At 39.1% G+C, this 24,422-nt stretch carries 20 protein-coding genes, 5 pseudogenes and 1 other annotated feature; of the genes and pseudogenes, 14 read left to right on the top strand and 11 right to left on the bottom strand.

Annotated features, from left to right (window positions below; translation table 11 throughout):
- Window positions 1–177 precede the first annotated feature (177 nt).
- Together R2H34_RS07915 and R2H34_RS07910 are read right to left on the bottom strand one after the other, a co-directional pair.
- Window positions 178–1,290 carry an S-(hydroxymethyl)glutathione dehydrogenase/class III alcohol dehydrogenase gene (locus R2H34_RS07915; protein ID WP_004682263.1) on the bottom strand — a complete coding sequence of 371 codons (1,113 nt, stop codon included), beginning with the start codon at window positions 1,288–1,290 and terminating at the stop codon, window positions 178–180.
- 21 nt (window positions 1,291–1,311) lie between these two features.
- Window positions 1,312–1,587: a metal/formaldehyde-sensitive transcriptional repressor gene (locus R2H34_RS07910; RefSeq protein ID WP_001133624.1), complete on the bottom strand. Its 276-nt coding sequence runs from the start codon at window positions 1,585–1,587 to the stop codon at window positions 1,312–1,314.
- 468 nt (window positions 1,588–2,055) lie between these two features.
- Here R2H34_RS07910 and R2H34_RS07905 point away from each other — a divergent pair, with 468 nt between their 5' ends.
- Both R2H34_RS07905 and R2H34_RS07900 read left to right on the top strand, forming a co-directional pair.
- Window positions 2,056–3,051 carry a zinc-dependent alcohol dehydrogenase family protein gene (locus tag R2H34_RS07905; protein WP_151730932.1) on the top strand — a complete coding sequence of 332 codons (996 nt, stop codon included), beginning with the start codon at window positions 2,056–2,058 and terminating at the stop codon, window positions 3,049–3,051.
- Window positions 3,041–4,057 carry a zinc-dependent alcohol dehydrogenase family protein gene (locus tag R2H34_RS07900; protein WP_151730931.1) on the top strand — a complete coding sequence of 339 codons (1,017 nt, stop codon included), beginning with the start codon at window positions 3,041–3,043 and terminating at the stop codon, window positions 4,055–4,057. The genes R2H34_RS07905 and R2H34_RS07900 overlap by 11 nt, the downstream gene beginning before the upstream one ends.
- A gap of 50 nt (window positions 4,058–4,107) precedes the next feature.
- On the opposite strand, the gene R2H34_RS07895 is transcribed toward R2H34_RS07900, so the two are convergent.
- Entirely contained in the window at window positions 4,108–5,007 is a 900-nt protein-coding gene (locus R2H34_RS07895; RefSeq protein ID WP_136695443.1) for a LysR family transcriptional regulator, read from the bottom strand.
- Between the two features lie 135 nt (window positions 5,008–5,142).
- Here R2H34_RS07895 and R2H34_RS07890 point away from each other — a divergent pair, with 135 nt between their 5' ends.
- The 3 genes from R2H34_RS07890 (at window position 5,143) to R2H34_RS07880 (ending at window position 7,258) form a co-directional block, all read left to right on the top strand.
- The gene (locus R2H34_RS07890; RefSeq protein ID WP_042892996.1) at window positions 5,143–5,883 is read left to right on the top strand and encodes an SDR family oxidoreductase; all 741 of its coding nucleotides are present in this window, start codon (window positions 5,143–5,145) and stop codon (window positions 5,881–5,883) included.
- 71 nt (window positions 5,884–5,954) lie between these two features.
- On the top strand, window positions 5,955–6,953 hold the full coding sequence (locus tag R2H34_RS07885; RefSeq protein WP_151730930.1) for a zinc-binding alcohol dehydrogenase family protein: 999 nt from the start codon (window positions 5,955–5,957) through the stop codon (window positions 6,951–6,953).
- A 20-nt stretch (window positions 6,954–6,973) separates the two neighbouring features.
- A complete protein-coding gene (locus R2H34_RS07880; protein WP_087540822.1) occupies window positions 6,974–7,258 on the top strand; it encodes a putative quinol monooxygenase in 285 nt (94 codons plus the stop codon).
- A 101-nt stretch (window positions 7,259–7,359) separates the two neighbouring features.
- On the opposite strand, the gene R2H34_RS07875 is transcribed toward R2H34_RS07880, so the two are convergent.
- Window positions 7,360–8,514 carry an IS4 family transposase gene (locus R2H34_RS07875; protein WP_108565311.1) on the bottom strand — a complete coding sequence of 385 codons (1,155 nt, stop codon included), beginning with the start codon at window positions 8,512–8,514 and terminating at the stop codon, window positions 7,360–7,362.
- A 398-nt stretch (window positions 8,515–8,912) separates the two neighbouring features.
- On the opposite strand from R2H34_RS07875, the pseudogene R2H34_RS07870 reads away from it, so the two are divergent.
- A pseudogene (locus tag R2H34_RS07870) lies at window positions 8,913–9,098 on the top strand (ATP-binding protein); the annotation flags it as partial.
- A gap of 457 nt (window positions 9,099–9,555) precedes the next feature.
- Here the strand turns inward: R2H34_RS07870 and dld are convergent.
- From dld to lldP, 4 genes are all read right to left on the bottom strand, one after another.
- On the bottom strand, window positions 9,556–11,256 hold the full coding sequence (gene dld / locus R2H34_RS07855) for a D-lactate dehydrogenase (RefSeq protein WP_042893003.1): 1,701 nt from the start codon (window positions 11,254–11,256) through the stop codon (window positions 9,556–9,558).
- A 230-nt stretch (window positions 11,257–11,486) separates the two neighbouring features.
- A complete protein-coding gene (lldD, locus tag R2H34_RS07850) occupies window positions 11,487–12,632 on the bottom strand; it encodes an FMN-dependent L-lactate dehydrogenase LldD (RefSeq protein ID WP_004961411.1) in 1,146 nt (381 codons plus the stop codon).
- A gap of 3 nt (window positions 12,633–12,635) precedes the next feature.
- Window positions 12,636–13,379 carry a transcriptional regulator LldR gene (lldR, locus tag R2H34_RS07845; RefSeq protein ID WP_087540999.1) on the bottom strand — a complete coding sequence of 248 codons (744 nt, stop codon included), beginning with the start codon at window positions 13,377–13,379 and terminating at the stop codon, window positions 12,636–12,638.
- Between the two features lie 17 nt (window positions 13,380–13,396).
- Window positions 13,397–15,061: an L-lactate permease gene (lldP, locus tag R2H34_RS07840; protein ID WP_087541001.1), complete on the bottom strand. Its 1,665-nt coding sequence runs from the start codon at window positions 15,059–15,061 to the stop codon at window positions 13,397–13,399.
- 423 nt (window positions 15,062–15,484) lie between these two features.
- On the opposite strand from lldP, the gene R2H34_RS07835 reads away from it, so the two are divergent.
- The 3 genes and pseudogenes from R2H34_RS07835 to R2H34_RS07825 form a co-directional block, all read left to right on the top strand.
- Window positions 15,485–16,216 (top strand): Fic family protein, encoded by a 732-nt coding sequence (locus tag R2H34_RS07835; protein WP_004915280.1) that lies wholly within the window; start codon window positions 15,485–15,487, stop codon window positions 16,214–16,216.
- Between the two features lie 276 nt (window positions 16,217–16,492).
- Window positions 16,493–16,705: pseudogene (locus tag R2H34_RS07830) on the top strand (helix-turn-helix domain-containing protein); the annotation flags it as partial.
- Between the two features lie 48 nt (window positions 16,706–16,753).
- Window positions 16,754–17,834 (top strand): annotated as a pseudogene (locus tag R2H34_RS07825) (IS3 family transposase); the annotation flags it as partial.
- Window positions 17,029–17,145, top strand: a sequence feature (AL1L pseudoknot). (Overlaps the previous pseudogene by 117 nt.)
- Window positions 17,835–17,850: 16 nt before the next feature.
- Here R2H34_RS07825 and R2H34_RS07820 read toward each other — a convergent pair.
- Window positions 17,851–18,262, bottom strand: a pseudogene (locus tag R2H34_RS07820) (metallophosphoesterase); the annotation flags it as partial.
- A gap of 32 nt (window positions 18,263–18,294) precedes the next feature.
- Window positions 18,295–19,278, bottom strand: coding sequence for a hypothetical protein (locus R2H34_RS07815; protein ID WP_087540948.1), 984 nt, complete (start codon window positions 19,276–19,278; stop codon window positions 18,295–18,297).
- A 102-nt stretch (window positions 19,279–19,380) separates the two neighbouring features.
- On the opposite strand from R2H34_RS07815, the gene R2H34_RS07810 reads away from it, so the two are divergent.
- Window positions 19,381–20,253 carry a competence protein CoiA family protein gene (locus R2H34_RS07810; protein ID WP_087540946.1) on the top strand — a complete coding sequence of 291 codons (873 nt, stop codon included), beginning with the start codon at window positions 19,381–19,383 and terminating at the stop codon, window positions 20,251–20,253.
- A 122-nt stretch (window positions 20,254–20,375) separates the two neighbouring features.
- Here R2H34_RS07810 and R2H34_RS07805 read toward each other — a convergent pair.
- Window positions 20,376–21,068, bottom strand: a pseudogene (locus R2H34_RS07805) (5-methylcytosine restriction system specificity protein McrC); the annotation flags it as partial.
- Between the two features lie 96 nt (window positions 21,069–21,164).
- Here R2H34_RS07805 and R2H34_RS07800 point away from each other — a divergent pair.
- From R2H34_RS07800 to R2H34_RS07785, 4 genes are read left to right on the top strand one after another with little or no spacing between them, the layout of a single operon-like run.
- Complete coding sequence (locus R2H34_RS07800) at window positions 21,165–22,100, top strand: ABC transporter ATP-binding protein (RefSeq protein WP_087540944.1); 936 nt, start codon at window positions 21,165–21,167, stop codon at window positions 22,098–22,100.
- Window positions 22,097–22,870 carry an ABC transporter permease gene (locus R2H34_RS07795; protein WP_087540942.1) on the top strand — a complete coding sequence of 258 codons (774 nt, stop codon included), beginning with the start codon at window positions 22,097–22,099 and terminating at the stop codon, window positions 22,868–22,870. Before R2H34_RS07800 ends, R2H34_RS07795 begins: the two co-directional genes overlap by 4 nt.
- Window positions 22,867–23,682: an NADPH-dependent 7-cyano-7-deazaguanine reductase QueF gene (gene queF / locus R2H34_RS07790; protein ID WP_087540940.1), complete on the top strand. Its 816-nt coding sequence runs from the start codon at window positions 22,867–22,869 to the stop codon at window positions 23,680–23,682. Before R2H34_RS07795 ends, queF begins: the two co-directional genes overlap by 4 nt.
- Window positions 23,683–23,715: 33 nt before the next feature.
- The gene (locus R2H34_RS07785; protein ID WP_004915166.1) at window positions 23,716–24,375 is read left to right on the top strand and encodes a hypothetical protein; all 660 of its coding nucleotides are present in this window, start codon (window positions 23,716–23,718) and stop codon (window positions 24,373–24,375) included.
- The last annotated feature ends 47 nt before the right edge of the window (window positions 24,376–24,422 follow it).

The following is a 24,422-nucleotide window of genomic DNA, read 5'->3' as shown; positions in this document are numbered from 1 at the left end:
AGTCTGACATTCTCCACAGAGAATAGTGATAAAGATTTAAAATGTAGGCAGGTTTGTTGAACCTATACACGATGCCTACACAGATAGATCGGTTTTACAGATAATGTGCCGTTTTAGAGGATTCCATGCATGTCATTCATGATGCACATGCATGGAAAACTATAAGGTCTGACGCAATTATTCGTAGTGAATTACAGTACGAATTGACTTACCTTCATGCATTAGATCAAAGGCTTCATTGATCTGATCCAAGCCCATCGTATGTGTCACAAATGGTTCTAATTGAATTTTACCTTTCATGGCATCTTCAACCATTCCTGGAAGTTGCGTACGACCTTTTACGCCACCAAAGGCAGAACCTAGCCATTTACGACCAGTAACCAGTTGGAATGGACGGGTAGAGATTTCCTGACCCGCGCCAGCTACACCAATAATTACGGATTGTCCCCAGCCACGGTGTGCACTTTCAAGGGCTGCACGCATCACATTCACGTTACCAATACATTCAAATGAATGATCTACACCCCAACCAGTCATTTCGACAATGACTTGCTGGATTGGTTTATCGTAGTCTTTAGGGTTCAAGAAGTCCGTTGCACCAAACTCTTTTGCCAGCGCAAATTTATCTGGATTCATGTCAACCACAATAATACGTCCTGCTTTAGCTTGACGTGCGGCTTGTACGACTGCCAGACCAATACCACCTAAACCAAAGACCGCAACACTATCACCTTCTTGTACTTTAGCCGTGTTATGTACTGCACCGATACCCGTTGTTACCCCACAACCCAGTAAGCAGACATGTTCGTGATTGGCTTCAGGATTGATTTTAGCCAATGATACTTCTGCCACTACAGTGTATTCACTGAACGTTGAGCAGCCCATATAGTGGTAAATCGGTTGACCATTGTAGGAAAAACGAGTGGTACCATCTGGCATTACACCTCTACCTTGAGTTTCGCGAACGGAAATACACAAGTTCGATTTTCCAGATTTACAGAATAGGCACTCGCCACATTCAGCAGTGTAAAGTGGAATTACGTGATCACCTGGTTTGACGCTAGTCACGCCTTCACCAACCTCAACGACAACGCCAGCACCTTCATGCCCGAGAATAGCAGGAAAAACACCTTCAGGATCATCGCCAGACAAAGTAAATGCATCTGTATGACACACACCGGTATGGGAGATCTTAATTAATACTTCACCTTTCTTTGGTGGTGCAACATCAACTTCAACAATTTGAAGAGGTTGACCAGGACCAAACGCAACAGCAGCACGTGACTTCATGGAATAATTCCTTATACAGATCTATTTTAAATATGATTTTAGAATCTTGGCGATTTCAGCCAATTCTTCTTTTCGTTGTTGTTCTGTGGTTTCACCTGATACTAAAGTGTCCTTTAAATGAACCTCTAACATCTCATTCATTAAACCATTAATAGCACCACGCACAGAGCATATTTGTTGCAGAATTGCACCACATTCCACATTGTCTTCTAACGCTTTTTCAATCGCTTGCGTCTGACCTTTGATCTTTCTGACGCGTAGAAGAATCTTTTTTTTGTCTTCAACCTGATTAGGCATCAGACCTCCTTATTTGCTAGCATTAATACTATACTACCCCATAGTATAAAAAAAGCAATATTTTTTATAAATCGAAAATCAAAAAGATCTTTAGCGAAAATTTTCTATGCCTGTTTTTAGTTTTTTTTTAAATTAACATCGTAGAGCTGATGCTAAAGTCACAAAGAATGGGACTTTAGCTCCCATTTTTTTTATTTTGGCTCATGTTCTTTGTGATGCTGTGACCTTTTAGAATTATGTTTCAAATTTTAGCCACTTTGTAGATATTTTGAACATTTCAAGCCTTGAAAATACTGCCGACAGTTTAGATTAAACTGCCTTTACAGACTGTACTAGAATATTTTTAGTGAGCGGATGATATTTATTATTCATTATTTAGGAATTATTAAATCCTATAAATATCATTTATTGGATTATTTTACTTTGGTACTGTGCACATCATCCCCCATTTAAGAATAAGGAACAACTATGAATAAGATGATGAATGCTCTTATCCTAGAAAATTTTGGTGATCATGAATTTAACCGTGTAGAACTGCCTATACCTCAACCAAAGGCTGGGCAAGTTCTAGTACGTGTTCATGCCAGTGGTGTAAACCCTATTGATTATAAAATTCGTCTTGGTGAAGCACCATATGCTATGCCAGAGCTTCCTGCCGTGTTGGGAACAGATATGGCTGGGGTTGTCACTGCCGTTGGTGAAGGTGTCACCCACTTCAGCGTCGGAGATGAAGTTTACGGTCTGATTGGTGGCGTTCGTGGTCTTCAAGGATCTTTAGCAGAATATGTTGTAGCAGATGCTGATCTAATCGCATTAAAGCCACGCAATATCTCTATGCGCGAGGCAGCAGTACTACCATTGACGTTCCTCACCGCTTGGGAAGGTTTAGTGGATAATGCGAAGGTCCAACCAGGGCAAACTGTACTGGTTCAGGGTGGTGCTGGTGGCGTTGGCTATATGGTGGTTCAGCTTGCAAAAGCACTTGATGCAAATGTTTGGGCGACTGGTCGTACAGCTGATCAATCACTGATTTCAGAACTCGGTGCAACACCTCTCGATTACACCACAGCATCTTCCGATGACATTATTGCTGCAAGCCCTGAGGGTCAAGGTTTTAACATTGTTTACGACACTGTGGGTGGTCCAGTACTCGATGCTTCACTTTCCATGACAACTCACTATGGCCACATTACCAGCTGTGCTGCATTTGGTCATCATAATTTAGCGAGTTCATCTCTACGGTGTGCCACAGTGTCTGGCGTATTCGTCCTCATGCCGATGTTAACAGGCAATCGCCGTGCTCATCATGGTGATATCCTTAAGATCGCGACTCGTCTTGTTGAGGAAGGTAAACTGCGTCCTATTGTTGATCCTCGTCATTTTACTCTAGATCAAGCGATTGAGGCTCATGATGCTGTTCAAGATCGCTCTGCCAATATTAAGGTCGTGATTGATGTCATTTAACGCACTTCAGGCCAAGACTTGGCGCTTCAATTCTATTGGAGATACAGATGTTCTGACATTAGAAACACTTCCTGTGGCTTTACCAGCCGCAGGAGAAGTTCTAATCCAGATGAAAACGATCGGACTCAACCGGGCTGATGTAATGTTTCGGCGTGGTACTTATATTCAAAAGGCAGTATTCCCTTCTCGTCTGGGATATGAGGGAGCAGGCATAGTTCTGGCAATAGGTGAAGGTGTACGCCAATTTTCTCCAGGAGATGCAGTATCGATTCTTCCGACTGACAATCTAGCCAAATATGGGACATATGCGGACAAGCTTCTGATTCCAGAAACTTTTTTAGTTCACAAACCCGATAGTTTAAGCTGGGAAGAAGCTTCTTCAATCTGGATGCAGTATTTGACGGCTTGGGGTGGTGTAATCCATGCTGGTGGAGTTTCGAAAGGAAAAACGATCTTGATCACAGCAGCTTCAAGTAGCGTAGGACTAGCTGCGATACAAATAGCTGAAGCAGCGGGTGCTAAGGTCATTGCAAGTGCACAGACAATAGAGAAAAAGCAACGTTTACTGGATCTCGGTGTTAAAAATGTTATAGCCACTGAAGATGAACCAGATTTGTATGAGGCGCTTGTTTTACGTTTAGGTGGAGAACATCTTGATGTCGCCTTCGATGCTGTAGGAGGGCCTCATATTGAACAGATTGCAAAAGCGATGTCTGTAGGAGGAACGATGGTTATGCATGGTGCGCTTAGCCCGGAGATCACACCATTCCCCCTTAAAGTTGCATTACGCAAGAGCTTAACTATGCGAGGTTTTTTGTTCCTTGAGGTCCTCCATGATCCTGTTCTAAGGGAGCAAGCCAGACGATTTATTCTTAGCAGTATAGGTGCAGGATATCTTCGTCCAGTGATCGACCGTTGCTTTAACTTTGAGGACATGCATGACGCTCAGCGCTATCTTGAATCAAATCAGCAAATAGGAAAAATTGTAGTTACTCTAGATACATGATGGACTTATCTGATTTCTACTTTCTAGAAAAAAGGTTAGTTCCATCTGATTCAGGTTTCTATATGGCCCAACACTTCCGCTAAGTAATCAAACAATGCTCGGATTCGCAAAGGTGTTGGGCCCCGCTGTGGACGATATAAATACAGGCGCCAAACGGGAGAGGTTTCCTCATGAAGTATCTGAATGAGCTTACCACTCCTAAGCCACGGCAAAACTAGAAATCCAGGCATGTGTCCGAATCCAACTCCAGCGAGAATAGCTTGAAATTCAGCTTCTAGATCATCTGTAATAAAACGAGGCTTTGATGGCGTAAAGCTTCGACTTTCGGTGAATGTCCATGGCCAGTAACGTCCTGTTTTATGATCGACTAGTGCTGTTAGAGGGTATTTATCAAGGTCAATAATTTTTTTAGGCATTCCAACCTTATCAATTAACTCTGGCGTACCCACAGAATAAAAATTCACTTTAGCCAATTCCCTTGCCACATATCGATTGTCCGGCAAAAATCCAAATCTGATCCCGATATCTATCCGCTCATCGATCACATCCGAGTGTGAATCTGTTAGCACACAATCTACGACAATATCTGGATAACGTGTGGCAAATTCTGCTAGTGCGGGTACTACCAATTTGCGCCCTAACACAGACGACACAGTAAGACGGACAGTCCCACGCATTTCATCTCGTTTTTCCTTGGTGTCTTTTACAAACAAAGCATCGATCGTTCCCACCGCAAAACGTGCTTGCTTTGCCAGACGCTCACCATCAGCGGTAATTTTAATTTGTCGAGTACTCCTGTAAAACAGAATCTCTCCGCGCTGCTCTTCTAGCTCTTTTATTGCCCGTGTCACTGCCTGTGGGGAAATACCCAGCTGAGTTGCTGCCTCTTTAAAATTTCGAGACTCTGCTGCGACACAAAAGATACGCATCATTTCCAATTTGTTATGCATGTCCTATCCTGTGTTATGGCAATTATTCCGTAAATAGGAATTCTGAAAGATAATATTATTCATTTATTATACCTAACAGGGCTGTAATACTTAACCCATCAAATATGATTGACAGATAGGTTGAAGGTTACTTGTATGAATAATATAGAAAATAAAGTTGTTGTTATCACTGGTGCAAGTAGTGGTTTAGGTGAAGCTACTGCTCGCTTACTTGCTAAAAAAGGTGCAAAGGTTGTAATTGGTGCTAGACGTACTGAAAAATTAGAGGCTATTGTTCACGACATTCGTGCTGAAGGTGGTCAAGCTGAATTTATTGGTATGGATATAACCAAACCACAGGAAGTACAAGCACTTATTGAAAAGGCATTAAGCGCATTTGGTCAAATCGATGTATTGGTAAACAATGCTGGATTAATGTCTATTGCACCATTAAGTGAGCTAAAAGTTGATGAATGGGATCGTATGATCGACATTAATATTAAAGGTGTTCTTTATGGTATAGCAGCTACCCTACCTGTTTTCCAAAAACAAAACTTTGGACACTTTATTAATCTCGCATCTGTTGCAGGGATAAAAGTATTTAGTCCAGGAGGTACTGTTTATAGCGGTACTAAGTTTGCTGTAAGAGCCATCTCTGAAGGCCTTCGTCATGAAGTTGGGGGAACAATTAGAACGACGACTATTGAGCCTGGTGCAGTTGAGTCAGAACTAAAATTCGGTTCTTCTCATAAAGAAAGTTCAGAGTTTGTTACTGATTTCTACAAACAAGCCATACCAGCTGACTCAGTCGCTCGAGCAATTGCTTATGCAATTGAACAGCCTGCGGATGTAGATATTAATGAAATTGTTTTACGCCCAACGAGCCAAGAGTTTTAATTATTGAATAACAAAAAATGGGAGCACCTCGCTCCCATTTTTACTATATTTTTAAAGTTAAGGACAAATCTATGAAAGCCGTATCGTATGTTATAAATCACCATGATGATTTTAAAAATTCATTGGTAGATATTGAAAAAGCGAAGCCTACGCTTAAGGAGCGTGATGTACTGGTAAAAGTTCAGGCAATCTCTGTAAATCCAGTTGATACCAAAGTGAGAAAAAATTCGTCAGAAGCAAATAATCGTATTTTAGGTTGGGATGCCGTTGGTGAAATTATTGAAGTTGGCTCAAAAGTTACCTCTTTTAAAGTAGGAGATTCTGTTTGGTATGCTGGTGATTTAACCCGAGATGGTAGTAATGCTGAGTTTCAAGCAGTCGATGAACGAATTATCAGTCTTAAACCAATTACAGTATCTAATGCAGAAGCAGCAGCATTGCCATTAACTGCTATCACGGCATGGGAAATGCTGTTTGATCGGTTTCAAATTTCAGAAACAGAAGTTGGCAGTATTTTAATTATTGGTGGTGCAGGTGGTGTAGGATCAATCGCTATCCAACTCCTAAAAGCAAAAACAAATCTGACCGTTATAGCAACAGCTTCACGTGAAGAAACGAAATCTTGGGTGGAATCACTTGGTGCCGATCATGTTATTGATCATAGCAAAGATTTAAACGAACAAATCGAAGCACTAGGTATTGAAAAACCAAAATACGTATTCTCTACCAATCATACAGAAACGTATATCAAGCAAATAGTTTCTCTGATTGCACCACAAGGCAAGCTTGGATTGATCGATGATCCAAAAACATTTGATATTATGCCGTTTAAGACTAAATCTATTTCTATCCACTGGGAGTTGATGTTCACTCGTTCAATGTATGAAACCGATGATATTGAAAAGCAAGGTGAACTGTTGCAACAGGTTGCCCAATTAGTTGACCAGCAAAAAATTAGAAGTACGCTTAACCAAAATCTAGGCAAGATTAACGCTGCAAACTTGGAGAAGGCGCATAAGTTGCTTGAATCAGGCAAGTCAAAAGGCAAAATTGTTCTAGAAAACTTCTAAAACAAATTCAAGGTGAAATAATGACTATTTCAGTAATTGCGAACATTAAGGCAAAATCAGATCAAAAAGAAACGTTAGAAGCGCTTTTAAAAAGTGTAATAGAGCCTACGCTTCAAGAAGAAGGATGCTTGAAATATGAGCTTTATATTAGCGAAAATGACTCGAGTAGATATTTCTTCTTAGAAGAATGGCGTAGCAGAGAGGATTTAGATCTCCATCTAGCCTCTGATTATATTCAAAGTTTATTTGGTAATATCCAATCGCTCATTGAATCAAGTGATATTGTAGAAATCAAAAAAATATAGCTGTATTCGGACGTTATGATGAAGTATTCTTCAAATTAACATAGAGACTTAGAAAGTTAATATAAAAATGGGAGCTCTAAGCCACTGCTGTCCCACAAATATCACAAGAAGAACCTCAATTGAGGTTCTTCTTGTTTTCGCCATTTTTTATCAGGCACAAAGAGTGACCTTAAAAGTTTCCTTTCAAATAAATTGACCTGAATAATTCTCAGTAAACGCTGAACACTCCATCCTTCTTGTGCCATGTGTTTAGCGAAGTTCGCCAGCAAATAGGCAATTAATGCAATCCATATTTGCGTTTGTATCGCATTGCGGCTTCGACCTAGAAATGACTTCAGTTTTAAATTCTGCTTGATGGCTTTAAAGAATAACTCAATCTTCCAGCGGTCTTTATAAATTGCAGCAATGGTGGATGCTGCCAGATGAAAGTTGTTGCTCAGAAATTCGAATGTTCTTTTCTTATCTGTATCATAAAACTCTATACGTCTTAATAATTCAGGTGCGCCTCTTTTCTTGGCATACGCACTGCTCAATTCAATACATTCATCCGCAATAATCCCTTTAGTCTCTAATACGCTGCGGCTTGATTTAACTTGATAAACTGTCTTTGGGCGTAGCCGGGTTACAAAGCTGACGTTCTGAAGTGTCAACTGAGCAAACCATTGATAATCAACATATCCTTTATCAAAGACGATAATGCTGCCAGCAGGAAATTTAAATGCTCTGCCTTGCACCATATCATTTTCAATACCATCCCCAAGCGCTACAAATTCAGGAATGGTATTGCTGTGATTTAAGCCAACACTGAGTTTAATACTGGCTTTGGATTCATGCACTTTTGCCCATGCGCACAATGACAGTGAAAGATCAATATGACTGGCATCTAGTGAATACAGCGGATTTTTGAATCTAAATTTATGTGCAGTTTTAGAGTTTTCACAGCGCTGAAGCAGCTGTGTGAACAATTGCTGATACAGGCTGGCGGGCTGTTCTTCGTTGAGTCTTGCTAAGGTGCTTCGCGCAATTCTCTTCGCGCCAAGATGATAGAGCTTTTCCTGCTGGGATTCGAGATTGGATTGAATGTCTCTTAAGCTTTGCCGACAAGAAAGTTGGGACATCAATATGGCAACAAACTGATCCCAGCGGGTGGCTGATCTTAATTTTTGCCCAGAGTGGTGCAGTTTAGCCAGACGTTCAAAATCTTGTCTTAAAATGGGTTTAAGTAATTGATGAAATACGGTATTCTGATGTGACAAAACCTGAGTCCTTTATAGTTAAAGTGTTTGTTTGCACTCATATTTTAACTATTTAGACTCAGGTTTTTTTATTTAAAGCAAACTATGGGACAGTAGTGGCTCTAAGCTCCTATTTTTTTGAGTGAACCGTACCGGGTTTGTCTGAGACTTTTTTTATTTAAGTTAAGCCACCTGACCTAACGGATTAATCTTATCATAGTACATTGGGCAATCCCCCCCTAAAAATAATAGGGTCTAAGAAGAGGTTTTCGCTCTGTGGACTTTTGCCACAGTTGGATCGTACGTGTAGAAACATTGAAATGCTTTGCTGTTTTTCACACAGACATTTTATTTCTAGTCAAAATCTCAATGACTTTGTCTTTAAAATCTTTTGAATATCCCATTTAGAACTTGGCTATAGTACTATATTGACGAGTAACTTACCATTTAGCCAATGGTCCAAATCCTTTGCGGATGATGTCACGTTGACCGCTGTGATGTTAGATCGGTTATTGCATCACTGTCATGTGGTACAAATATCGGGTGAGAGTTATCGCTTGAAGGGTAAAAAAAGAATAGGGATTCAGCCACAGGTTGAAACTTAATACGAGGTCAAAGGGGGCAATTTTAGAATGCCGTTGACAACCGAAGCAATTGAAAGGTCCGGTGCATTACAAGCCTGAACGATCTGCTGTTTAAATTCAGCACTGTATGTTCTTCGTTTTTTCTCAAGAGATGCGATGGATGAACCGTACCGGGTTTGTCGGTGATCCTAGACATATACAGGGACAAGGCAATGTTTGAAATCATTGATGATTTAAAAAATAAATTAGATCAATATCATTCAGTTTATTAAAAGGGTAATACAATTTAATGACGAGTAGAGTCCGTAGTATGAAGGGCTTTTTAAGCGGTATCTGTGCATCTCTATATGCTCTCACAATAAGCCAACCATTCAGATTAAGAAATCATTGGCTTAAATGGGTTTAGGGTTATAGATCCTAGATATCGTTATTTTAGGCTGTTTATTACCAATATACGATGCATTAAAAATATTTTCTGTTACTTCCAATTTTTAAGCTTAGATGTCTGTCCAATACCGACATTAAAACTGTTGGTTGGATCAAGTTTTTCATAATGATTTTTCAGCGCAGGTTTAGCCACATATAAATGTCCAACATTATGCTCTGCTGGATACTCAGCGCCACGGCTATCTAACAAACGCCACATTGCATGTTCCATAGCTAAAGGATCAACATCTTTTTTAACAATGTAATCTTGGTGGAATACATGACATAAAAAATGTCCATAATACAATTTATGTAAAATCTGCTCATCCATTTCTTTAGGTAAAGTTTCTACCCATTCACGATCATTACGGCGAAGTGCGATATCCAATGCAACAATATCTTCAACTTCTGATCGGTGCGTATCTCGATAACGAATTGCAGCACCTGCGACCGCAAAACGATGTAAAAATGCTTTTCGCCCTTCATCTTCATCACAAAGGAAATAATCACCAGTTTCGTGATGATCAAAGTAGCTTTCTAAAAATGCCTCTACCGCAGCAACATCTTGATCTTCAATACGTAGTACCAAATGATGCTCATATAAATTTCGAAATGCATTCATACGCTTCGGCAAGTGTGACGGTAGAAATTTTGTCAGCAATTGCAGAAATTTATCAGAAAGACCTCGCATTTTCATTTTTTCAAGATAACCATCTATTTTATCTTTCATCGCAAACGCAGCAGGCACTTTGGCTGTACCGAACTTCTCGATAAACATAAAAGTATCCTTACCATATTCAGCACCAATGTCATAAGCAACACGATGAATATACTCACCAGCAATAGGAATACGCGGCAAATCTTTCAGTAAAAAACGACGGATTTTGGTTAAATCTTCTTGGTGATTACTCCCCACATAAAACACTTGGCTTGAAATTCTCTCAAACGTATCTAAACGCACTGCAAACACACAGACTTTACCCGCTGAGCCCGATGCTTCGAATAAACGGGATGGATCAGCATTAAAACGTGCCGGCGTGTTTTCATCAATTTTCGCCACATCTTTAATATAACGATGGTCTGATGCACAGCACTGACTCTCATTTTCGATGTCGGCAATTTGATATTTTTGTTGTTCCAAATTCGATAAGATTTCCTCAGAAGAATGACCCAAATTCACACCTAAATGATTGACTAATTCAAGCGAGCCTTGATCATTCACTCTCGCATATAATGCAAGTTCTGTGTACGCAGGCCCACGACGCACCAATGCTCCACCAGAATTATTACATACGCCGCCTAAAACTGAAGCACCGATACAAGATGAACCAATGACTGAATGAGGTTCACGATTAAAAACTGCTAATTCTTTTTCTAAACGATCCAAAGTCGCACCTGGTAAACAAATGACTTGCTTACCTTCATTGATTACTTGAATGCCCCTTAGACGACGGGTACTCATTAATAATACTGGACGATCATAATCATCGCCAAATGGAGTTGAGCCACCTGTGAGTCCTGTATTAGCGGCTTGCATGATTACGATACAACCAGCATCTACCGCTATTTCAAGCACTTTCCATTGTTCGACCAATGTCCCAGGAACAACGACAGCTAAGACGTTTCCTGTACCGTAACGGCGGCCTTGGCGATACAAACGAGTATCTTTCTCATCAGTCAGCACATTGTTTTTACCAACAATATCTATTAGTTTTTGAATAGTCTGTCGAGAAGAGGATTGAGTGTTTATCATTTTTAAGTCTTCTATTGTATAAATGCCCAAATAATATAATTCTCTCTCCTAGGTATCTTTTAAAACACGGCTTTAAAATTCAGCACAAGTGAAGATTAGAAGAGATTCTTTCTAAACTATCGAAGCCCCTTTTTCAAAAGAAAGCTTTGTTTACCTAAATTATTCGGATAAGAATCTCTTTTTTCAAAGGAAAGTTGGCAGAAATTTACTAATGTGAGTAATTAAATCGCTTACTCTTTCTCTAACTTGACCAAGCAATCCGATGTAATATCTGCAATGGTTCTTGCACCAGTCAATGTCATTGCCACACGCATTTCTTTCTCAATCAAATCTAGTAAATTACTTACCCCAGCACCGCCGGCAGCACCAAGTGCGTATACAAATGCACGACCAAGCATGCAAATATCTGCACCCATAGCCAACATACGTACTACATCAAGACCGTTACGAATCCCTGAATCTGCTAAAATTTTGATGTCACCTTTGACCGCACTTGCAATTGAAGGAAGCGCACGAGCAGAAGACAAAACACCATCAAGCTGGCGACCACCGTGATTGGAGACCACAATTCCATCTGCGCCAAAACGTACTGCATCCTTGGCATCTTCAGGATCTAAAATCCCCTTAATAACCATGGGACCCTCCCAATAATCACGAATCCACTCAAGATCTTTCCAAGAAATTGAAGGGTCAAAGTTATTGCCCAGCCAACCGATATAATCTTCCAGACCTGTCGGCTTACCTAAATATTTCGAAATGTTACCTAAATCATGCGGACGACCCAATAAACCGACATTCCAAGCCCAGTGTGGGTGCATACACGATTGCATATAACGACGCATTGCAGCATTTTTACCACTCATTCCTGAATGTGCATCACGGTAACGCGCACCTGGAACAGGCATATCGACTGTGAATACTAAGGTAGAACAGCCTGCGGCTTTAGCACGTTCCAAGGCATTTTTCATAAATCCACGGTCACGTAGTACATACAGTTGAAACCACATTGGACGTTGAATCGCAGGTGCCACTTCTTCAATCGGACAAACTGAAACTGTTGATAAGGTAAATGGAATGCCCTTTTTATCTGCGGCAACTGCGGCTTGAACTTCACCACGACGCGCATACATACCCGTTAGACCTACAGGTGACAATGCCACTGGCAACGCCAAATTTTCACCAAACAATTGCGTTTCTAAGCTCAGCTCAGACATGTCATTTAACACACGTTGACGTAAAGCGATTTTTGATAAATCTTCTACATTACGCTTTAAGGTATATTCCGCATAGGCGCCACCATCGATGTATTCAAATAAAAATGGCGGTAAACGACGTTTCGCAGCTTCACGATAGTCATTTGCAGAAGAAATAATCATAACTTATGTCCTATTTAATCGACTCGAACGTTGACGACGAGCTTCTTCTTCATCGATCATACGTACGCGTTGAACAACAAATTCAATATGCCCACAAGCTGCTTTACGTGCAGTCTCTGAGTCTTGACGTTCAATTGCGTCCATCACTTCAAAGTGCTGGTCATGCAATTGTTCAAAATGTTGTGGTGTAGTGTAGACTTTACGTCGCCCTAACATCACGTTGTCTTGCAATAAATCAAACAAACTACGCATCATTTGGATCAGTACTAAATTGTGGGATGCTTCTGCAATCGCTAGATGAAACTTCGCATCTGCTATTGCTGCGTGGGCATCATCACCTAAAGCCTGAAAATGGCTAATCTGCTCAAAACAATGACGAATATTGATCAAATCACTGGGTGTGGCACGTTGTGCGGCATACCATGCTGTACCACCTTCAAGCACCATACGAGCTTCTTGTACATCAAAACGATATTCAGGATCTTGATCTATCAAACCGAATAATGGCTCAACGATTTGATGCTGTGACCAATGTGCAGGCAACTGCTTTAAATAGGTGCCTGCACCCGCTTTGCTCTGAATAATCCCTGCGGTAATCAGCTGTTGAATCGCCTCACGTAAAGAGCTACGAGACACACCCAACTGTTCACAGAGTTGCCGTTCAGCAGGCAATCGCTCTCCGACTTGCACATTATTTTTTTCAATCAATAGACGTAAACGCTGTACCACTTTGTCGGAGACTTTCATTTTTTTCCTTGACCCGTTTATGGAATCATCCACGGGAAAACATAAGCTTGTAAGGCCACAATAATACCAATCATCACCGTAAAGATAATGCTGTGTTTTACTGTAAATCTAAATAAATCAGATTCTTTACCAACTAAACCCACTGCCGCACAAGCAATCGCAATTGATTGTGGGGAAATCATCTTACCTGTTACCCCACCACTGGTATTGGCAGCAACTAACAAGACTTCAGGCACACCGATTTGCTGTGCTGTAGTGGCTTGTAACGCTGAAAACAATGCGTTAGCTGAAGTATCTGAACCTGTAAGAAACACCCCAACCCAACCCAAGAATGGTGAGAAGAAGGTAAAAGCCTGACCCGTATGTGCCAGTGCTAAAGCAAGCGTTGCTGACAGACCTGAATAGTTTGCAATGAAGGCAAAAGCGAGCACCATACCAATCGAATAAATTGGTGTTTTTAGTTCATTCACGGTTTCAAAGAATGTCGAAACTGCCTCTTTAGGTTTCATTTTTAAATAAATGATCGTGATCAATGCCGCCAACATAATCGCCGTACCCGTTGCCGATAACCAATCAAACTTATAAATCGCATCATAATCTTTAATTTCAGGCACGACAGGCGGTAGCTTTTGAATCAATTGATGCAAATACGGCACTTTAATTGAAACTACTAAATCACTTAGTGCACCGTCCTTAACAAATAAATCTTTAAAAGGTTTGATGCTCCAGACCGTCACCATTGCTGTAAGTATCAAAAATGGAGACCAAGCTTTAGCTATCTGCCCCACACTGTATTGCTTACGAACTTGCTCAATAATAGTTTCATCTACTTGTAAATCTTTATCCTGAAAACGAAAAATATGTTTTGGCTTCCAGTACTTAAGTAAGATTGTCAAACTGACCAATGCTGCAATTGCAGCAGTAATATCGGGTAATTCAGGACCAACAAAATTTGATGTTAAATATTGCGCTAAAGAAAAAGATAAGCTGGCGACTAAAATAGCAGGCCAAGTTTCTTTAACCCCACGCCAGCCATCCATAATTGCCATGATCCAGATCAATACAATTGGCACTATAAAGGGTAACTGACGACCCACCATTTGACTGATTTCCATAGTGTCAACACCTGAAACCTGCCCAGCGACAATGATCGGAATTCCCATTGCACCAAAAGCAACAGGTGCAGTGTTAACTATCAGGCATAGCCCAGCCGCATATAAAGGCTTAAAACCGAGTCCCACCAACAGTGCCGCAGTAATTGCGACTGGCGCACCAAAACCTGCCGCACCTTCTAAAAACGTACCAAAAGCAAACCCAACTAATAGCATTTGCAGACGCTGATCTTCTGTAATTGACAGAATAGAGGAGCGAATAATATCGAACTGTCCTGTTTTTACTGAAATCTTATATATAAAAACTGCACCGATAATAATCCATGCAATTGGCCACAGTCCGTAGAAGAATCCATAGACCATTGATGCCAATGCCATTCCGATTGGCATTTTGTATAAAAATAATGAGACCAGAAAGGCTAAAAAAACGGTAATTGTCGCGGCTACACTCCCCTTCATACGAAAAATAGCCAATGCCAAAAAAAAGAAAACAATAGGAACTAGCGCTATTACACTCGAAATCCAAATATTGCCCATGGGATCATAAATTTGTTGCCACTGTTGAAGCATTGTCTACTCCTTGAAATGCTAAACTACTAGATTGAATAGTTTATTACACTTATATACTAAACTGGTATGACCAATTTAGTATATAAGAGATAAAATGTACATTTTATATTAGAAATATTAGCCGAAAAACGCAATAGACAAGCTTTAATTTATTTTTTGGTGTGACCAATTTTAGAATCTATTAAAATCTTATACATTATTAAAAACTTAAGTAATACATGGTTTTGTTGCACAAACCTATTCTTGAAAGCTTATTCAGCAATATAATTCCCAAATGAATAAGCCTATACCTAAAATCTACCGGACAACGAAAGGCTAACCTACTACTTTTACAGTCAATACAAAATGTAATGATATATCACTACATTTCTGATATTTCTTTTTTCATGTATGATCGACTAAGACAAATTCAGGGATAAGGTTATGTTTGAAACTATTGATGATTTAAAGAAAAAATTAGATCAACATCGCCCTCTCTCTCCGTCAATTGTCAAAAATTTACAAGAAGATCTTATTGTCCGCTGGACCTATCATTCCAATGCAATTGAAGGTAATACCCTCACCCTGCTAGAAACAAAAGTAGTACTCGAAGGTATTACTGTTGGTGGAAAGGCATTAAGAGAACACTTCGAAGCGATCAACCATAGAAATGCAATTTACTATGTTGAAGATATAATTCGGAAAGAGGAGCCTTTTTCTGAATGGCAAATTCGTAATATCCATCAGCTTATCTTAAAGAATATTGATGATGATAATGCTGGCCGCTATCGCCAGCAAAACGTATTGATCTCTGGTGCTACATCTACCCCGCCTGATTACACGTTATTAAATGACAAGATGGCTCAATTAGTAGACTGGTATAATAGTGAAGCACATAAGCTACATCCAATTGAACGTGCAGCCAAAGTACATGCTGATTTTGTTGGCATTCATCCATTCATTGATGGCAATGGTCGCACGTCACGTCTTTTGATGAATCTTGAACTATTAAAAGCAGGCTATCCGCCTTGTGTGATTACAGTAGAAAATCGTTTGGCTTACTATGAAGCTCTTGATCAATGGATGGCATATGAAAAGACTGAAGCTTTTATTCAATTGGTTTCGGATGCAGTAATCGAAGGATTTAAACCGTATCAGGTGGTTTTAGGAATATAGTTATTCTATAGCTATTTATTTAATAGACCTCTTGCGAAAGTATCGTTTTACCTAATTTTTGAATTGGCTAAAACCTTATAAAATGTAGCTTTGGGCTGTTTAAATTTTGACTAACGCAAGAAGTATAATAATAATATTATAACCCTCATGACTTAATGATGAATATGGGCTTAAAATTCTTCTAGTAAAGAAATTTATACTTTATCTCTAATTTTCGTAGAACTAATTATTTTAGGTTTTTCCTGCATATGCACTTGATTATACTAGGTTTTCGATATGAATAAGAAAGGCTCATCAATTACCAGAGTTTTAGATATTATTGAGGCGATCTCAACCGCAAAGCATCCTCCTACACCTTTGGATCTTTCTATTGAGCTAGATATTCCAAAACCAAGTATCCATCGTTTACTTCAAACTTTGGAGCAAGAAAAATTCATTAAATTAGATATTTACGGTGGTTATATTGTAGGTGATAGGACTTACAAGTTGAACCGTACCGGGTTTGTCGGAGAGTCAATATTCTGAGAGACTATCCCGATGACAAAATTAAAATATACCCCTGAAATCAGAGAAAGAGCGGTTCAATTATTGATTGAATCTGAAAAAGATTATCCTTCTACTTGGGCTGCAATCACAGCAATTGCGCCTAAGATCGGTTGTACTCCTGAAACACTTCGTGCCTGGCATCAAAAGCATTTAGATCAGCAAAATCCTATTAAAGTACAATAGATATCTGATCAAGAAAAAATGAAGCAAATGGAACGTGAAATTAAAGAATTAAAGCGTGCCAATGAAATTCTACGTAAAGCAGCCGCTTTTTTCGCCGAGGCGGAGCTCGACCGCCCATACAAATAATGGTGGATTTTATCCATAACAATAAAGATCGATATGGTGTTGATGCGATTTGTAGGATTTTACCGATCGCAGCTTCAACCTATTACCGAACTTTAGATCTCGCTGACAATCCAGAACATCGAGCGAAACGAGATCTACATGATGAGCATCATGCTGAACAAATTAAACGAATTTGGAAGGAAAGTTCAGGTCGATATGGTGTACGTAAAGTCTGGCAAAAATTAAAACGTGAGGGTTATGTTATTGCACGTTGTACAGTTGCTCGATTGATGCAAAAGCTAGGTATACAAGGTGTTTGGCGTGGTAAGAATAAACAAACCACCCGTAACCGAGATGACCAAAAACGGGCAGATGATTTAGTGAAACGTAATTTTAATGCTGATCATCCTGCCCCTTGCGAAGCAATGCTTCTCAGGTCGCTGACTTCACGTATATTCAAACCAAGTCAGGTTGGGTCTATACCGCATTTATTATTGATGTGTTTTCACGAGCAATTGTTGGGTGGAAAGTATCAACACGTATGAATACAGATATAGTGCTTGATGCATTAGAACAAGCTTTGCATGATCGAGGTATGCCAAAGCATGTAATTCATCATTCCGATAGAGGTGTGCAATATCTTTCCATTCGCTATACTAATCGTCTAGAAGCAGCAAATTTACGAGCGTCAGTCGGTACAACTGGTGATTCATACGATAATGCTTTGGCTGAAACAGTGAATGGCTTATACAAAACAGAGGTGATTGAATATTTAAAAGCAGATTAGCAAGGTTTAGCGGATGTACAACACCAATCTTTTTATTTTTCAATTGGACTTCGATCACTAAAGGCAATTGCTTAAAACGTTCAATAATTTCTAGCCGCTGTATTTGAGATAACTGATAAAACCATTCACCTCCATTACGTGCGTGAATCTCTTTTATTTTAGGATCATGAGCTGACTTGATACACATTTCTTCATGATTACCACGCACGGTATAAAACCAAGCTTCATCCAATAAGGAAATACAGACTAAATTTTCTGCGCCTCGATCTACAAGATCACCTGTACAAATAAGCACATCATTTTGAAAATCAAAATGAATATTTTGGAGTTCTTGCATCAAAAGGCTATAACAGCCATGCAAATCACCAACCATATATATGATTCGTTTGATTTGTATTGATTGTCAAAATAGGAGAATAGCTCATTGTCTTAAATGTGCCCCTTAATTTCAATATGATTACCGACTTAACAGCTTTCCACTCATTAACACCCGATCAAAGCTATACACATGCGCAAAAGGACTTTCTACACAACGTCCAACTAATGGCAAATTATGATCAGGTTGACCAATTCTAAGTACAACCTCTGCTGAACAAATCGGACATATCCCTTTAAACCGAGTTATACGTGTTAATTGATTACGCTCTCTATCACGATACATCTCAATATCAGCATGATCCTCATTAAGTGAAATAAACGTCATAGGTGCCTTAATGACTCGATGCTCTGGTAAATTCCATAACGGAGTGAACCAATATTTGAATGATAGGTAAGAAAATCCAATTAAACAGGCTATAAACAACAAATCAAGTGTCGTGAAGTTTTGTCCTTCACGTACTAAAACCAATGAAAATGCACAAACATATAAAGCCCACGAAATAAAACCGCCTAAAAGAACGATCAGCATCATCAAACCTCTTAAGCTTTTATTTCTAATCTCTCCTTTTTTAAATATAAATCGGTAAAACCAAGACAATTTAATTTCAGAAGGATCAACCCGCTCATAAGAAATTTCATTCTCATCAAGCTTTTGATCTTCTTCATTTTGGGTCTGAGCGTATTCTGTAATATCCAACCAATAACGGCGCTCATTTCCTTTTCCTCCAATTGTATCGTTGGTTTTTACAACAGGAATATAACCAATCTCTTTAAATTTTTTAGTATGTTTTGTGATGACACGATCAAGGAATGCACTTAATTTTTTGTCACTCATCCACTTCCCTAGATCTTTTGAATCCATCGATGCAACAGATTGCTGACCATCAAGAATGAGTTTTAGTTGATACCTGGTATACGTTATTAGCTCTTCATTTTGAGTATTTAAAGCATCAATCGATGCGCTACAGATTACTTTTAAGCAATCGTATGCTCTGTTATCTGCTAAGTCCTTCTTTAAAATATCATCTAACACAACAAAAACTTTTAATTTTAATTCAGACACTTAAACCCCCATTTTACCCGTATTTCCCCTTTATACGGTGTTAGGACAATTAGATCACAAGCATAGTGAATGAGTAAATCAACTTCCTAAAGGATTTTAATCATGACGATGTATATTGCATTAAACGAAAATAATAAATTGGTTAATATTGAGCAGGTTGAACGTGGACTCGCATGCCAATGCACTTGCTTTGAATGTGGTGAAGCTGTGATCGCTCGTAAAGGGGAAATTAAAGAACATCATTTTGCACACGCAAGCAATAAAGAAAGCTGTACGATTAACCCTGAATCTGTACTCCATAAATATGCCAAAGAAGTTATTCTTGAATCTATGGGACTTATGCTTCCTGCCCTACCTGATTCAGATAGTGAAGCTGCATGGTGGACCTTCGAAAAATTATTACCTGAATTTTCTCTCGGTTTAATTCGCCCTGACCTTATTGGTTATTTTGATGGCGAACCTATTTTAATTGAGATCGCAGTCACTCATTTTATTGATGCTGAAAAACTAAAACGCATTGAGGCATTTAAATCAAAATGTATTGAAATCGATTTATCACCACTTCTTAACAGTGATATTGCAATTCCAAGTACAGAAGCCACACAGCAAATCCTCGAGAACCTGGACAATAGAAGATGGATTTACCCATTTCCTCAAAAACAATCCACTGGGCAACAAATAACATCTACTTCCTACAAAATCACAACCACTCTACCCGTAACGTCTGAACTACAGAACACCAGTCCGAATTGGCAGGACTATAAATTTAAAGTGAAAGGCATGCATCTTAATGTTCGCCATTTTGCGAGTGGTATGGTTTCAGTGAATAGCGCATATAACCCTGAAATCATTGCAATGCTCAAAGAATGGAAACGTGAAGGGATTGGCTCCTATAATCCTAAATATAAATCTTGGAACTATTGGCTACCATTTTCGGAACAGGTTTTACAAAGACTAAAAGAACTTAATGAATAAAACCACATTACCCATAAATACTTGCCTATTTCTGCCAAACGAAAATTACCTAAACTGGGACTGATCTAGCTAAAAAGTAGATTTTAGTCCCAAATATGGGACTGACCTCACAAGATAAAAGACTAAATAATTTTGAAGTTTTTTGGATCATCTACATTGAAAGGTACTACACGTAGTTTTGCATTAGAGGGAAGCCTAAACTTAAAGTCATCCAATGGCTGCGTGAACTTGTCCTTCCGATATGGATAGACAAGTACAACATCACTGTCATGCTTGAGGTAATAGTGGCTATATGCAAACATTTGCTGAATATCACTATCTTTCAAACCATAACGCCCAGCTCGATCACTTTGATCAATCAACTTCCACTTGGTATCCATCACAATCGGTTTTGCATTCAGAAATTCAATGAAAATATCAGGCTTAAGCTTAAAAATACGACGTTCTTGATGCTGACAAATATACTCCGTCGCATACTGTGTCTTCACAGTATATTCAGGTAAGTTACGGCGTAGATGATAAGCAACATAGTGCTCAAATAGCTTCTCGATTGGGAAGAGTAAACTCATGCCACGCCACTCCCCCTGAGTAGATACAGGCATATATTCACCTAAGATTAACTCCGTCCAAGGTTTAATCTCAGCATACAAAGCGAGTAAACGTCCTGACTGCCATTGTCTAAAATCCTGCTTAATCTTTTGGCTTCGAGGGATCTCATTGGTCATGAGTCTCAGCTCTTGCGCCAATTTCCAATTACTTGCGTCTTTGCTCTTTTTACACACCACTTCTAAGGCTGTACGTATCAATCTATATGCTGTTCTATATATAGAACAAGATAAACCACTTTTACACTTGGTTTATTTTTTTATATCGCTCAAAATACGCGTTCAATCTAACAATGAGAGACGTTCATGACTGATGCTTTGGTGTTGAGCGATTTGTCCAAAACTTATCGTAATGGTTTTCAGGCATTAAAAGGTATTAATTTAACCGTACCTGAAGGAGAGTTTTATGCATTATTAGGCCCTAATGGTGCAGGTAAATCGACGACGATCAGTATCATTAGTTCTTTAACTAAAAAAACATCAGGTACAGTTGAAATTTTTGGCCATAACCTTGATACCCATCCATCATTGGCAAAACAGTGTTTAGGTGTTGTGCCTCAAGAGTTTAACTTTGGTCAATTCGAGAAAACTTTTGATATTTTGGTCACTCAAGCTGGTTACTATGGAATTCCCAAAAAACTCGCTGAACAGCGTGCTGAACATTATTTAGAGAAACTTGGTCTTTGGGAAAAGCGTAACATTCAATCTCGAATGCTTTCAGGTGGTATGAAACGTCGCCTAATGATTGCACGCGCGATGATGCATGAACCAAAACTTTTGATTCTCGATGAACCTACTGCAGGCGTTGATATTGAATTACGCCGTTCAATGTGGGATTTCTTGACTGAAATGAATGAAAAAGGTACTTCAATCATTTTAACGACACATTATTTAGAAGAAGCTGAAATGTTGTGTCGTCGCATCGCCATTATTGACCGTGGTGTGATCAAAGAAGATACCACTATGAAAGGTTTCCTAAATCAACTTAATGAAGAATCGTTTATTTGTGATTTAGCAGAACCGATCGAAAACCTGCAACTCAATATTATTGGATTTAAATTCGAATTAATCGATCCAGTGACTTTAGAAGTTACGATGGATAAAGCGCATAGCATGAATGATTTATTTTTGATTTTACAATCACAAAATATTCAAGTCAGTAGTATGCGTAACAAATCAAACCGCTTAGAAGAATTGTTCGTAAAAATGGTTGAGAAAAATCTTACAGGAGCGGATCAATGAACTTTAATCAGTTACAAACCGCACTTTGGACCTTAGTCGTTAAAGAAATTCGTCGTTTTATGCGAATTTGGCCTCAGACCTTGCTGCCACCAGCGATTACCATGAGCCTATATTTCGTGATTTTCGGTAATTTAGTCGGATCACGTATTGGTGAAATGGGTGGTTTTAGCTATATGCAATTTATTGTGCCAGGTTTAATTATGATGGCAGTGATTACCAATAGTTATGCGAACGTTTCTTCAAGCTTTTTTAGTGCAAAATTCCAAAAAAGCATTGAAGAATTGATTATGAGCCCTGTGCCATTACATTTAATTCTTTGGGGTTATGTGATTGGTGGTGTATGTCGTGGTGTATTAGTCGGCTTAATCGTTACTCTGATGAGTTTGTTTTTCACTCACTTGGAAATCTATAATTTCTTTGTAACTATATATACAGTAATTATCACCTCGTTATTATTTTCACTTGGTGGTTTCATTAATGCCGTATATGCAAAATCTTTTGATGATATTTCGATTATCCCAACTTTCGTTTTGACTCCACTCACTTACTTGGGTGGTGTATTTTATGCGATTAGTGCTTTAAATCCATTTTGGCAAAATCTCTCTTTAATTAACCCAATTGTTTACATGGTCAACGCTTTCCGTTTTGGTATCTTGGGACATAGTGATGTCAATGTTTCATTCTCTCTCACTGTTGTCACATTATGTTGTGTTGCCCTTTATGCAGTTGCATATCATTTATTAGCTCGCGGTTCAGGAATGCGTGAATGAGTGTAGAACATTCTTTATTGGGTAAAGACACCCAGTACCCTACTCAATATCAACCAGAAGTCTTATTTCCGATTGCTCGTGCTGAATCTCGCAAACTTTATGCAGATATTGAAGGCATAGCGCAAGGCAAAGACTGGTGGCATGTATTTGAGATTTCATGGTTAAACCAACTTGGTTTACCACAAGTGGCTATAGGACGTTTAACCTTACTAGCCAACTCTCCGAATTTAATTGAATCAAAATCACTTAAACTATATTTCAATAGCATGAATTTCACGCAATTTGCATCGCAACAATCATTTGTTGAGACCGTTGAGCGTGATTTATCAGATGCTGCTGGTGCTAAAGTTGAACTGCAGCTATTTCAAGTGAATGATTTACAGATTTCTAAACCCCAAGGAATCTGTATAGATGATCTGATCCCTGAACGTCTTTCAGAACATCCTGATTCAAGTTTATTGCGGTACGATGCTGTCAGTGAAGAAAATATTGAAGTTGAACTTTACTCTCATCTTTTGAGAAGTAATTGCCCAGTGACGGGACAACCAGACTGGGGTACTGTTTTTATTCGTTTTCAAGGTAAAAAACCTTGTTATCGCAGTATATTAGCCTATATTATTTCCTACCGTCAGCATAATGGTTTTCATGAACAATGTGTGGAACAAATATTCGCAGATATTTGGCAACACTTAAAACCAGAAAAACTGATGGTCTATGCAACCTATACTCGTCGTGGTGGATTGGATATCAACCCTTGTCGAGTATCTGACTTGTCATGGATGCCCAAGCCGATCCGCTTGGCACGACAATAAAACGAATAAATTTGATATAGAGGACGTTCTTCAATGACCAGTTATTTCGGTATTCTTCCATCTGCAACGTTGAGTCAGGATATTCAACTTGCACAAGCCAACCGTAACAGCAAAGAACCACAATACCCTTTGCGTGACAAGATTTCTCTTCAACTTACTGATGAGCTGATTGACACGATGTTGGTGCATTTGGTACAGCAGTTCCCACCAAGTGACAAACGAGATACAACTGAAGAACTCGCTCAAAAGATTCGTAGTATTGTCTCTACTTTGATGAAGCAATTATTAGGCAAAGCATCGAATGAACAAGTCCTTGAATCTTTAGCTTTCATGGAAAAGAGCTTGTTTATTGATAATGAAGGTAAACAACGTATCGGTACTCAACTACCAGATGCTTTAGTTTCTGACATGAAAAAAAGCTTTGCTGAAGTTGCTGCGGGCAACGGTAAAGAACAACGTGATGCATTAACACAACAGTTCAAATCTTTTGCTGACGCGCTTATTCAACACTTCATGACTGAATACAACAAAACATTGGGTTTAGGCATGGTAAAACGTGGTGTTGCAAGTGTTGCGACTAGCGGTGTTGAAACTGCTGTACATATTGTAATCAAAAAACTTATTCCTAGCTTAAGCCAAGCTGAGTTAGATGTATTCACTAAGCATTTCGATCAGTTGCTCGTTCAGAAATAAGCTTCGAATATTCAAAAAAAAGCGACTATATATAGTCGCTTTTTTTA

The sequence above is a fragment of the Acinetobacter sp. 16 genome, assembly GCF_033439925.1.
In the GTDB taxonomy this organism is placed as follows: domain Bacteria; phylum Pseudomonadota; class Gammaproteobacteria; order Pseudomonadales; family Moraxellaceae; genus Acinetobacter; species Acinetobacter junii.
The sequence above is the reverse complement of the archived record's forward strand: the minus strand, read 5'-3'. Positions and strand labels throughout refer to the sequence as shown.

Bases quoted from the DNA above. Each gene is read 5' to 3' on its own strand.
- R2H34_RS07915 (WP_004682263.1), bottom strand. From the start codon at position 1,290: ATGAAGTCACGTGCTGCTGTTGCGTTTGGTCCTGGTCAACCTCTTCAA.
- R2H34_RS07910 (WP_001133624.1), bottom strand. From the start codon at position 1,587: ATGCCTAATCAGGTTGAAGACAAAAAAAAGATTCTTCTACGCGTCAGA.
- R2H34_RS07905 (WP_151730932.1), top strand. From the start codon at position 2,056: ATGAATAAGATGATGAATGCTCTTATCCTAGAAAATTTTGGTGATCAT.
- R2H34_RS07900 (WP_151730931.1), top strand. From the start codon at position 3,041: ATGTCATTTAACGCACTTCAGGCCAAGACTTGGCGCTTCAATTCTATT.
- R2H34_RS07895 (WP_136695443.1), bottom strand. From the start codon at position 5,007: ATGCATAACAAATTGGAAATGATGCGTATCTTTTGTGTCGCAGCAGAG.
- R2H34_RS07890 (WP_042892996.1), top strand. From the start codon at position 5,143: ATGAATAATATAGAAAATAAAGTTGTTGTTATCACTGGTGCAAGTAGT.
- R2H34_RS07885 (WP_151730930.1), top strand. From the start codon at position 5,955: ATGAAAGCCGTATCGTATGTTATAAATCACCATGATGATTTTAAAAAT.
- R2H34_RS07880 (WP_087540822.1), top strand. From the start codon at position 6,974: ATGACTATTTCAGTAATTGCGAACATTAAGGCAAAATCAGATCAAAAA.
- dld (WP_042893003.1), bottom strand. From the start codon at position 11,256: ATGATAAACACTCAATCCTCTTCTCGACAGACTATTCAAAAACTAATA.
- lldD (WP_004961411.1), bottom strand. From the start codon at position 12,632: ATGATTATTTCTTCTGCAAATGACTATCGTGAAGCTGCGAAACGTCGT.
- lldR (WP_087540999.1), bottom strand. From the start codon at position 13,379: ATGAAAGTCTCCGACAAAGTGGTACAGCGTTTACGTCTATTGATTGAA.
- lldP (WP_087541001.1), bottom strand. From the start codon at position 15,061: ATGCTTCAACAGTGGCAACAAATTTATGATCCCATGGGCAATATTTGG.
- R2H34_RS07835 (WP_004915280.1), top strand. From the start codon at position 15,485: ATGTTTGAAACTATTGATGATTTAAAGAAAAAATTAGATCAACATCGC.
- R2H34_RS07810 (WP_087540946.1), top strand. From the start codon at position 19,381: ATGACGATGTATATTGCATTAAACGAAAATAATAAATTGGTTAATATT.
- R2H34_RS07800 (WP_087540944.1), top strand. From the start codon at position 21,165: ATGACTGATGCTTTGGTGTTGAGCGATTTGTCCAAAACTTATCGTAAT.
- R2H34_RS07795 (WP_087540942.1), top strand. From the start codon at position 22,097: ATGAACTTTAATCAGTTACAAACCGCACTTTGGACCTTAGTCGTTAAA.
- queF (WP_087540940.1), top strand. From the start codon at position 22,867: ATGAGTGTAGAACATTCTTTATTGGGTAAAGACACCCAGTACCCTACT.
- R2H34_RS07785 (WP_004915166.1), top strand. From the start codon at position 23,716: ATGACCAGTTATTTCGGTATTCTTCCATCTGCAACGTTGAGTCAGGAT.